The organism is Spirosoma endophyticum (genome assembly GCF_900112365.1).
In the GTDB taxonomy this organism is placed as follows: Bacteria; Bacteroidota; Bacteroidia; order Cytophagales; family Spirosomataceae; genus Spirosoma; species Spirosoma endophyticum.
The window spans coordinates 63,919-75,966 of sequence record NZ_FOLQ01000010.1 but is presented as its reverse complement, the minus strand read 5'-3'; the positions used below and the strand labels follow the sequence as shown (position 1 = coordinate 75,966).

At 49.9% G+C, this 12,048-nt stretch carries 6 protein-coding genes; all 6 read right to left on the bottom strand.

What is annotated here, in order from left to right:
* Positions 1 to 8: 8 nt before the first annotated feature.
* Positions 9 to 545, bottom strand: a complete 537-nt coding sequence (locus BM202_RS22385) for a DUF4199 domain-containing protein (RefSeq protein WP_177236653.1) — start codon at positions 543 to 545, stop codon at positions 9 to 11.
* Between the two features lie 28 nt (positions 546 to 573).
* On the bottom strand, positions 574 to 1,125 hold the full coding sequence (locus BM202_RS22380; protein WP_093830303.1) for a DUF4199 domain-containing protein: 552 nt from the start codon (positions 1,123 to 1,125) through the stop codon (positions 574 to 576).
* Positions 1,122 to 2,477: a dihydroorotase gene (locus BM202_RS22375; protein ID WP_093830569.1), complete on the bottom strand. Its 1,356-nt coding sequence runs from the start codon at positions 2,475 to 2,477 to the stop codon at positions 1,122 to 1,124. The genes BM202_RS22380 and BM202_RS22375 overlap by 4 nt, the downstream gene beginning before the upstream one ends.
* An 84-nt stretch (positions 2,478 to 2,561) precedes the next feature.
* Complete coding sequence (gene gcvH, locus BM202_RS22370) at positions 2,562 to 2,945, bottom strand: glycine cleavage system protein GcvH (protein ID WP_093830301.1); 384 nt, start codon at positions 2,943 to 2,945, stop codon at positions 2,562 to 2,564.
* Between the two features lie 88 nt (positions 2,946 to 3,033).
* The gene (locus BM202_RS22365; protein ID WP_093830299.1) at positions 3,034 to 4,092 is read right to left on the bottom strand and encodes an aldo/keto reductase; all 1,059 of its coding nucleotides are present in this window, start codon (positions 4,090 to 4,092) and stop codon (positions 3,034 to 3,036) included.
* 89 nt (positions 4,093 to 4,181) lie between these two features.
* Positions 4,182 to 11,768, bottom strand: coding sequence for a T9SS outer membrane translocon Sov/SprA (gene sov, locus BM202_RS22360; protein ID WP_093830297.1), 7,587 nt, complete (start codon positions 11,766 to 11,768; stop codon positions 4,182 to 4,184).
* Positions 11,769 to 12,048 lie beyond the last annotated feature (280 nt).

The window sequence follows — 12,048 nt, the reverse complement described above, 5'->3', positions numbered from 1 at the left end:
ACTTTTTTCTACTCAAACGGATTGGTTTTGGTCTTTCGCATAAATGCGCCAACAATCAGTGACATCAGGAATCCGCCAAACACCCAAAACAAAATACTCCCAATGAACGATATGCCTGCCATGCCTTTCTTTGGCTTATTTCCAGCGTCCTCAACCTGCTCATCAAATTGCTCCAATTGCTCATCTTTAGCCCCGAACCGCTCCATCATATCCCGGGTCTGGCTGAGCGTTTTTTCTGTATACGCCGGATCAATATAGGTCTGATAGACTTGTTGATAGGTAGAATCCATGATGCCAATGATGGCAAACAGTAGCAACGTCAGGCTAATACTTTCTCCGTACGTCATCCAGCCCTTATTTTGTTGACGAAACTCCCGCATAGCCAACACAGTGCCAGCCGCAAGGATGAGGACGGTAAGGACAGGAAACAGGAAATTTACGTATTGATTTAGCGCGTACCGGATTGATGTTACCAACAATTCGACCAGCGCCGTCAGGAAACCCCATTTTAAAGCAATACGTGCAGCAGAAGGCTGTTCATTCATGATTGTGATCTGTAATCCAATGATACGTTTATTCCAATACGCTATAATCCTGTTTTCGGAAGATAAGCGAGATAATGAGCACGGGCAGTACCGCTAAGGCTGTTTTCTTCGTCAGTTCATCGGGCAGTAGTACCGATGGTTTCATAGTAATGACTTTATCCCATTGCTTGGCGAACGTTTCCGGGCCAAACTGATCCGTGATCTGTTTTTTGCCCTCCAGCAGCAGTTTTTTAGAATTCACTACGTACTCTGCAAAGACGCCCGGATCAATCTGCGTTACAAATAAATAAATAAGCCAGCCCGTCACCAAAGCGGCTATGGTGTTGAGTACGTACCCAATGGTCAGGCCTTCCCACAAATGCAGCCGACCATGACCAATGTATTTCCGGTAGTACCAGACCGTTCCTACCATCACGATAATATGAATGCCGTAGTCGAGCACACGGATATTACCCAAGGCAGGGACGCCAGCGGCATACAACCCCAGAAAATACAGGAAACACAGAACCCCCGTTGCCAACCCAGCCAGAAGCGGAATTTTCAGCAACGGATTTCCGAAGTAAGAAAGAATACTTTTCATACAGATTTATTAAAATGACCGTGATGTACGGTCCCAATAACGCGGCCCGTAAGCCTCTGGCCCAGAAACGGCGAATTCTTCGATTTCGATAGCGTATGCTCGTAAGTCCACGTAGCGGTTGGGTCGAAGAGCGTCAGGTTAGCGGGTTGTCCCTCGGCAATATGTACCGGCAACAGTCGTAGAATTTGCCGGGGTCTGCTGGTGAGTTTTTCGATTACCTGCGTCAGCGGTAAGTCCTGATTATGGGTCATGACCGCAGCAAATACAGTTTCCAGGCCAATCACCCCAAATTCGGCCTGATCGAACTCCAGGTTTTTGCTTTCCGCATCCTGAGGTGAATGATCCGATACGATGGCATCAATAGTGCCATCGGCCAGCCCTGCCCAGAGAGCCGCTACGTCGGCCGGAGACCGGAACGGCGGATTTACTTTCAGATTGGTATCAAATCCAGCCAAAGCCGAATCATCAAAAACTAACTGGTGAGCCGCTACGTCGCAACTGACGGGCATTCCCTGCGCCTTCGCCTGCCGAATCAGCTCAACTGAACGAGCCGTCGAGATAGTGGAAAAGTGCAGCACAGGTGGCGTGGAGCTTGGAGCATGGGGGTTGGGGCTTAGAGGCTCCAGATTCGATTTAGCTTCTGACTCCATGCTCCACGCCCCATGCTCCACGCCCAAAACATAATCCAGCAAGCGTAGATCGCGTTCAACCATAAGCTCTTCGGCTAAGGCGGGCATTCCCTTCAGGCCAAGCAACGTACTCTGAACACCTTCGTGCATCTGTCCGAAACTCGTAAGCAACTGCTCTTCGGGACGATTCATCAAGAGTCCATTGACAGGTTGCAGATACTGAAGTGTTTTCAGCAGCAAATCAGGATTCTGGAGGGGATGCGTTCCATCTGAAAACGCGACGGCCCCGGCATGATGTAGATCGAGCATCTCCGTAAAGTCTTCACCTGCTGCTTTTTTTGTTACGGCGGCAATTACGTGAACATTTACCACCTGCCCCTCAGCCATGCGCCGAACGTAGCCAAGTGTTCCTTTGGCATCAACCACAGGCTGCGTATTGGGCAATACGGCAATGTCGGTAAATCCCCCGGCCGCAGCCGCCTGACAAACGCTCGTCAGGTCTTCTTTGTGTTCGTAACCAGGGTCCTGCGCCAACACGCGCATGTCTACCCAGCCCGTCGATACGTGCAATTCATCGGCTTCGATTACCTGTACTGTTGCATTGGTTTCCAGATTTACGCCGATTTGCTGAATAAGACCGTTTCCGATCAACATATCAACTACTTGCCCATTGAAGGCAGAAGCAGGATCAACAACGCGGGCAGCACGGATTAAGAATTGCATGGGCAGTGGCATGGCTCAATAAATGAGCAATCTGGTTCACAAAAAAGGCCCCTCTCGGAGCCTTCTGGTCTAAAATATAGTCAATCAGGCACCTACTAAATCCCGATACGCATCGGCAGTCAGTAAGCCGTCCTGCTCAACCGCACTTGCGGGTTTCAGGCGGATAATCCAGCCATCCCCATATGGATCACTATTCAGCAGCTCAGGGCTTTTTTCGATAGCTGGATTCAATTCAAGAACTTCACCTTCAATCGGCAAAAACAAATCCGACACAGTTTTTACAGCCTCAACAGCGCCAAACACATCACCTTTTGCAAGCGACTGTCCAACCGTGTTGACATCTATGAAGATAATATCACCCAGTTCATTCTGTGCAAATTCGGTAATGCCCACTACGGCCGTACCATCATCTTCTATTCGAATCCATTCGTGATCCTCTGTATAGCTCAGTTCTGCGGGAAAATTCATTATTGGAAGAATTAATTTATACGCACAAAATACGGTAGAAGGGGCCAAAATTGCAAACGGTAATGTGGACGGGCACCCGTCCACATAATTACTTAACGACGGCCGACTGGTTTGGCGAGAAATTATAGGCGCCAAGGCGATCACTGCTTTGCCGCTGAATCATCCACTGCGGATAAGGCTTACTTGTCGCACTTACTTCATCGAGCTCTTCAAGCTGTTCCGTTGTTAAACTCAGGTCAACGGCTTTGATGTTGTCCAATAGCTGATCCGTATTTTTTGCACCAATGATGACGCTCGTAACGCCCGGTTTGGCTAATACCCACGCCAGTGCAATTCGCGCTACGGAAGCCCCATGAGCCTCGGCAATGGGTTGCATAGCCTCAATAATATCGTAAGCTTTCTCCTGATTGACCGGCGGAAAATCAAAGGCTAATCGGCGTGAATCGCCTTCGGGTTTGTTATCCCGCGTATATTTCCCTGACAAAAATCCACCGGCCAATGGGCTCCATGGCAAAATACCCATCTGCTGATCCTGCACCATCGGAACAATCTCATTTTCGAGATCACGACCGGCAATGGAATAATAATTCTGGGTAGACACAAACTTCGTCCAGCCATTCTTCTCGGCAATGCCATTCGCTTTCATCACCTGCCAGGCAGCCAGGTTCGAACAACCGATATACCGGACTTTGCCGCTCCTTACTACGTCTTCCAGCCCACGCATGGTCTCTTCCAGGGGCGTCATTGGGTCAAATCCGTGAATCTGATACAAGTCTACATGATCGGTTTGGAGTCGTTTCAGGCTCCCCTCAATCTGCTGCATAATTTGCAGACGTCCCAGCCCAACCTGATTCTTGCCTTCACCCATACGCCCCCGCACTTTAGTGGCAATTATGAGTTCATCCCGCGATATCCCGAGCGACTGGATCGCCTGGCCCAGCAATCGTTCTGACTCACCGAACGAATAGACGTTGGCGGTATCAATAAAATTAATACCGTTATCAAGGGCGGTTTTAACAATGTCATTAACGGCGTTTTGCTGGAGTTCGCCCATCGCTTTCCAGTAACCAGTTCCGCCGAAGGTCATGGTACCAAGGCAAATTTCGGACACTAATACGCCGGTATTTCCGAGCGGGTTATATTTCATACGGCATGCTGTTGGTAAGGTGTTGGTAGCATCAACCAGCAAACAGAAAGATTGTTGAACGAAAGCTGGCTGTAAGTCGATTTAGTACCTTACTCAGCCAGGTTGAATTTCACCTGTATACCTCCCGAAGTTGTTGCCCGTCGGAAGGAATTCGACACAAGAGGATCGTTGAAGGTGCGGTCGAAATAGAAGTTGAAATTTAACCGACGACTAACGATATAGCTGACCTGCGGGCGTAGCTGGAAGTTTACGTTTCCGGCCGTAATGATCTGCTCAGCATCTAATTTGCGCTGAATGGCGCGAGTGTCGCGGAAGGTCACATTGCAGGAGAACGTCAGGTCGTTTTTCAGCTTTTTATAGGCTCCGTTGATTCGGAATGGAATACGGAAATTCTGTTTCGTAAACCCTACGGAAGCAGTTAAATCTTTGTTGCTCAACTCGGCCACTTGTGAGTTAGACAGACTCAGTGCTACGTCGCGACTCTGATTATACTCAAGTCGGCCCGTAACCCGGCTCTTGGTCTGAAACTGCACTCCAATCAACGGAGCAAATTTCTCCGACATGGTGATCGTGCTCATCGCAAACACCGGCACAAATTGCCCTTGCTGATTGATTGACGTAGCTAGTGGAGCGTCCTGAACAGATAAGTTGACGTAAGCGGCACCGTAATCCAGGTTCGAGATAAAATTACCGACGCTGTACGTTGACGAATAGCTGTGGTTGATCGTAAACGCACTGAATTTTTTCCGAATAAAGCCTAATCCCGATAGCCCATTATAGGCTACCTGCCAGTTCGGTAAGGGGAAATTATAGAAAGGTGAAAGCTGTGCTTTTTCAATCGGCTGACCACTATAAGCAGCAAAGAATGCGGGAATTAATACATCCTGTGAGGTAATATCATACTTACCCGTCTTCTCGGCATTGGCGGCTGTCAACTTATCAACAAAAAACTTCCGGTAGGCTTCAAAACGGTCGAAAATTGGAGACGTATTGTCCCCACGCAAGCCAATAAATGCGGTCCGGAATGACCAGAACGACATACTGAACTGCCCGTTACGTACCGGCGAAAACGTCTCGAACGGACCACCCTGTGAGCCCGGCCGGTAGTATTCCTGATAGGCATCTGTACGGTCCAGACGCCAGTTTATCTGCATTCGAAAATCTTTGAACGGTTCCAGTGTCGTGCTAGCCGTAAACTTCTTCGTAATGTTCTGCTGAAAAGCAGTATTGAGTACCGTACTCGGCGAAAGCCAGCCCTTGTCGGCGGCTTTGTAGACTATATTATGGTCCTGACTACCCAGCACGAACCCCAGACCCGGCGCGTTGTTTCGGTCCAGGCCAAAGAATCGTGGTGTTGGCAGAAAGCCCGGCAAAATCGTAGACTCCTGAATGACGTAAGAGAAGTTGATCCCGCGCACCGTCAATAAGGCCCTCGTAAAGTTCTTGAGCACTTTGCTCTCCCCCTGCACAATGTCTTCGATGTCTCCCGGATTTCGGGCGAAGTTTTTACGTACCGGCGATGGGGTATTAACAAAGCGCAGGTAGCGAATCTTATTATACAGCCGAATCAAATCCACCCGACCTGTTATACCTCGTTCGCGATTATTCCGCAGAACATTACCAAACGGCACGCCAAGCGTATCGGCAATACCAAACGAATTGGCCTGAAACTGATAGCCCACGCCATAGATAGCATCGGCCGACATCCAGTCGAGCAATGGAATCTTGTCCAGCGGTAATCGATACGTAGCCCGAATGTCCTGCACGAAGTTTTTCATCCGGCCAAGCTGCTTAATGCTATTGATAATCGAATCGCGTTTGGCCTTGGTATTAATATCGCCCGATGGTTCGTCGATGATGGCATTCGCCTGCGCGTGGTACGTCAGCACCAGGTTTCGGGTCAGATTCCAAGTCAGGTCATAATACCGGTTGAACAGAAAATACTTCTCAAACTGCGGTACAATTCCATTGGTTGTCAGATCCGACGAGCGAAGTTGAGTCTTGATAAAACTTCGATCCATATCGCTTCGAATCGATACTAAAGACGGCAGCAACGTTATATTAAAATCTTTGAGCCAGCGCAGATAAGGCGCTTCGAACGACGCTACGTTCTTGAAGGGTTCAAACGGTTTCGGTTGTGCCGCGTACGTGTACGTAATGCCTCCTCTATTTTGCCGTTGCAGGTACTCCTGGGTCAGAATATTGGTGTGTTTCGTATCGTTGAAGGCATACGTAAACGCAAAATTTTCAATATCCCAGAAGTGCGCTTTGGCATTCGGGTTGGTTTTCACTTTCCTGACATTCGAGAAATTGTAGCCCCGGCGCATGGTGTTGTCCTGCACCAATCGGCGGTAGCTATCCCGCTCGGATTCCGATTTGGTAGACAGTGAGGTCTCCAGCGGTGTATCAGGATCGAGCGGATCAAAATGAGGATCTATATTCCGGTGATCGAAGTTGACATAAAGCGGAATACGTAATCCCCAGGTCGCAGGCAGAAATTTATCGACTGAAATAGCCGACGAAAAGCCAAACTCCGAGGTTGTTGACAGGGCTCGTTCTCCAATGCGCGTCTGAACGCCCCCGAACCCGAACGTAGTAACGCGACCCGATGCGGTTACCGTGGCGAGGTCAGCCAGTTTCACACTCACCGATCCAACGGCGGCCATCCCCGCATGCTGATCGTAGCCATTAGCCCGCAGTTCATCGACCCAAATTGTAAATGACTTTGGCCGCTCACCGTCACCAGCCATTTTCGGATTACGCATCCCAATCATGATGGACTGTACCGAACTCAGATCCGGGTTGCCCACGACCGTAAGTCGATAACGACCACTGGCCGACATTTCCGAAAAGGCCAATGACGTTTGGCGCGTCAATTGGCGATTGCGATCGGCTTTAAGGTTAATCAATTCTTCTAAGGCTATATCCAGATCATTTCCGCCCGATAGCCCGCCAGAGGTAGGCCAGACCGCAGCCGCGTCCGAGGTACCGGGAGGGGTCGCAATCAAGTTCGGAATTTCGATTTCGTAGTAATTGTTCGTGTAATCTGTACCAAGCCGAACAAAGGCAGATACCTGTCCACTCTCGTTATCAGGGTTGTGCATGTGCACAAACATTTTCAGCCGCTCCCGGAATAACAGATTAAAATTAGTATTTCGGAACGCTCCGCGCGAGTCACCATCACGCAGGTTTGTTACGCTCATGCGCATTGACTGCTCGTTCAGTTCTACCGTAGTGACCTGTGTATAATCGCGGTCACGAACGTAACCCGGTGGCACTGAGTAGATATATTTATCGTTCCCCGCAACGGTGACTGCCGTGCTGCTGTTTTCTTCAACGTTAACCGTTGAAACGGTAAAATTGGCATCGTAAGGTTCGGGAACCTCCTGTAAGCCAGACTGTGTAAGGTCACCCGTGTACTTACGATACTGGTTGGCCTCCATCTGCAACTCCGCGAAACGTAGCACCACTGGTTCAGCGAAATTAGTCAGGTACATCCGCATGAATCGAATGGATTTGAAGCCACTGATGCTACCCACTTTGCGCGCGGGTTCCCGCACCGGAATCCGGAACTGATACCAGGTCACTACGCCACCCGGTGCCCCTTCCGATGGAACGGTTACCTTATCAACAATGTATTTCTGACCAACTTCGAGTTTCCCCGGCTGAAGGTCAATTTCATATTCATAATAGGCCTCGTTGTCATTGATGGTATTGTCGATATTCAAATCTTCAATGTCAGGCAGCGTCGAGGATGCAGGCGTCAGGTACTGGTTCGTCGTCGTGTTTTCGGGCGAGTTATTCTCCATCCCCATAAACCTCTTGTAGCGAGCGACTACGTACTTCTGCTGGTCTGCTTCTTCACCAAGATAAAATTGAAAATCATCCCCGGAAGGGTCTCTTCGAATCTCGGCCAGTGCATTAGGATCGGTAACTCTTGTCTGAATGGCCGCCAGGTAATTTCTGAAGAAGTCCTGCTCTGACGTAACGCCCGTCGGAATATTCGGCTGGCTGCTCAATCCATCCAGACCAATATCCTGCCGTTCCCGGGAGCCACTCTGGAAGGCATTCGTTACAAACTGCTGCGTGGGCGCTTTCCCCCAATTGGTTGTTTCAACTCCGCCAATCCGGGGATTGTTGACATCATCACTAAGCGGAAAGCCGTTTTCAAATTCGTAACGGCTGTCTTTCATAACATCTTCCGAAATATCGCCGAGGTTAAAGAGCAACTTACCACCCGTTGTATTATTGGTTTGTTGAGTGGCATCGGGACCGGCACGAACTTTCCCGGCCTCACCCTGCACAAACGGGTCCATAAGCCAGAACGTTACGTTCTCGATGTTGGCATTGTCGAAATCATTGTCAGAAGAAATAGCCCGTGTTACAGCGCCGAAATTACCTCTTGGATTCGTCAGCAGACCGGCCGCCGTCAGATTGGTATTGTAGTTATACATTCCCCGTTCACTGGGGAAATAGGCTACATCCAGGATGGTTTCGGGCAACTGCACGGGCCGTGCTGAACGGCCGGGGAACAAGTCTTGAGGCAGAAAATAGCGTTCGTATACGTGTTTCCTCGCATCGTCGGGATCGACAGTCGACACGGCACCCAGCGAACCAGCCGCGTAGAGACTCGGGTCGACGGAGTAAACCGATATGCGGGCACGGTTGTAGGCAAATGGCAATGGATCAGAAAACGAGCCCTGGGGAAACTGCTGCGGTGTCGTGCCAAGCCGCCACCGTATTGGCTGACGCGTGAGGTCAAAAATCGTCCGGGCGGCTTCAAAATCATCCAAAAAGCTTTCATTGTTGGCACGCGGATTCGTACCGGGAAACAATTGAGCTACCTCGCCCGTAGCCTGTAGGGTCGATAGCTCTTTGGTTTGTACGATGGGCAATTTATCCAGCAAACGCGTCAGACTGGGTACATCTTTACGAATGGTGGCATTCAATCCTAAAATGGTGTTGTTGACTGGTTCATTACCAAGCGCCACACGAGTCAGGAACCCAGCGGGGGTTTCTTTCATGTGCATGGCCGTCAAACCAATGCTTATGTCGCGGTTAACGGCATAATCCAAGCGTGTACCGATAAGTGTCCGAATCTGGTTCTGAAACAAATCCGGCTGTTCGTAGCCGATACGGATTTCGCGGCCCGAGTTGCTCACACTCGGGTTTGTGATACGTAGCCTTCCCGTCTGGGCATCAAACACGTAGTCCTGGCCAGCCATCAATGCCACACCACCCGCCGTCACCGTAACCGACTGCTCATTGACTCCATAAGGCAGTTGCACCTCGGCTCCATTGCTCGACTGGAACGAACCCCTCAGGAAAAATTTGTTCTTGTCGGCAATCTGTGCGGCATCCGTTTGAGTGCCACTGTATAGCTGTCTAAATACGTATTTCGCTTTAAGATTATCCTCATCAGGATCGAATTGCTTTTCCAGATACGACCCAAACGGCTCCAGCGTCGGGAAAATAATCTTTCCATACCGGCTGTCGATGGTGTAATTCTCGACGTAATCGAAATTACCATCGGGCTGGGCGTCCAACTGCTGATTGAGCCGGTCCATGCCAAACAGTTGCACCAGCGGTCGGTTCTGCGTTCTCCGGCCTTCCTGAAGGTTGGGATTATCGATACCCGTTACGTCATCTTTGTAAATCACTCGCAACTGAAATCCCTGCCGGGTAATCTGTGATGTATTAAGCGAATAGATGTTTTTCATCATCAGGTTCCACATCGGTAACTGAAGGTTGTTGCGCAACGTAGCTGATTTCAACAGCTTCATTACCAACACCTCATCATCTTTGCGCGCCTGATAATCTTCGGTTAGTTCACCCACTTTATGCTTCTGGCCCTGGTAGGTGTATTCATAAGAAACAGCCAGAATTTCGTCGTTACGCAGGGGCGTAACGAGTGATATATAGCCCAGATCGGCCTGGAGTTTAAATTCGGCTTCGGTCAGGCGTTTTGCCGTACGTAGCAGGTCATAATCGGTGCTCTTCGCCAAGCCATAAGTAGACGTCAGCACATCGTTTGTGCGGTCCACCTGACGTAGCGGATTCGCTGAATTGGCCGTTAGTTTACTGTAAAGTCCATTGGCCGCGTTGTCGGTGGGGGTCAGGTTACTACGTGAGAATGGCAGCAGGTTGGGGTTTGTCTGACTATAGGGATTGCCTTCGCCTATGTCCTGAAATCCAACGATGTTGCGCAGGGCCGTGGTGGTATTCGTTCGGTTCGTAACGTAGACTTCAATACGCGTTACGTTGATACCCGACGTCACCTGCGGCAATGTCTTCAGTGAGGATTCATAGCGGGACCGGAAAAACTGCGACAGGAAGAAGTGTCGGTTTTCGTCATACTGATCAGCCCGGATTTCAAAGACGCGGTTCGACGTACCACCCTGTAGGACGATCTCGCTTTTCCGTGAACGCTGCTGCGACGCAACCAACGTAGCATTGAGTCGGCCAAAACGCAGTTGGGTTTTAATACCAAATAGATTTTGGACACCCGGAATCAGCTGGCTATTAACGGCCCAGTTGATATTACCCACTTCAAGTCCTTGCAGAATACTTTCATTCTGAGGGGTAAAACCGCCGGGTGTTGTCAGGCTACTGGAACCCGGCAACGTTGGTGCGTTAGGCAAACCCGGCATACTGGGCAACCCCTGCCCTGACCCGAAAGCAGGCAGACCTCCACCAGGTTTGTAATTGAGTTTGAGGGCATTCTCGAAATTGAAACTGGCTTTCGTATCGAAGTTGGCCAGAATGCCTAATTTCTCTCCGATCTTGCCATTGAAGTTGATATTGATCTGCTCATTGAACAGGAAGTTACCATTCCGACGCTGCCGAACCGGCAATACGGGATTGTCAATAAATTGATAGAGGTACCCAAAGTCGAGCGTTACGAAACCATTGGGTTTGAAATCCACATTACTACCTCCAAAGAGTCGATCAATAACCGGTGGTAGTTCGAGTTTGGGAATCAGCCCACGTCCGCTTAAGGCACTTTGGCCATCACGTTTAGCACTGTATTCACGCCAGAGTGTATTCTCAACGCGCTGATTCTGTAACTGGTTATAGGTCGAAAAGGGAATGGTCTCAGCGGGTCGATACGGCAATCCAAATTGAGAGGGCGGCAAGGCCAATCCCGGCACAGACTGACCGGGCACGGCAGTTCCCGACGTAAGCGTACCAGCGCCCGGACTCGTGGCACCTCCTACCCGTTCGGCTACACCAATGCTCCCATCGGGACTAAGCTGAAATTCCGTTGCGATCCCTTTCGGGTCGCGTAGGATAAATGGTGATTTAGACGGTCGTTCCGAAAAACGCGTCGCTCGCCGGTCAGCCCAGTTAACGGTGGCCCGGCGGTTAGCACTACGTAATGCTCTGATGCTATCGGTACGATTTTGAAGCGCTTGTTTAGCAGAGTCTGCCCGCACAACTGCTCGACGGCGAGCCTGGGCTCTCGCAGAGTCAGTAGCGACTTGTTGCTGTCGGCGGCTAGGGGCCGCTCGGCGGGTGGGCGCTGTTGCGGGCTGGTCTTGCCCGACACTTGTGCCCACCCCTAAAAGCAACCAGAATCCCAGCATTAACCATCCATTCGGAGCGAACAGAAGCCGGCTAACAGTGGGAATAAAGTGGTTGACAATAGGATTGTGAACAAAGTAGGGGTTCACCATTGAGGGTACTTTCAGGTTCAGTATAAGTAGCGTACGGTACGTTCTTCTAACAAACGGCCAAAATCAGGCCAATCGTCTAATCCAATGATAGATTTTTTTATTCGGTAGTATTTAAGCCTGGCAAGCCATTTTTCACCAAAATGAATCGTAAAAGTACGAATATAAGACAATGTTCTACCAATAATGTCACCTTATGTTAATGCACAATGGGCTAAAGTTCAGCACGAATGTCCTCCTGTTGAGACACTGCACCGAGCCTTAGCCCATTGTACGTTAATTT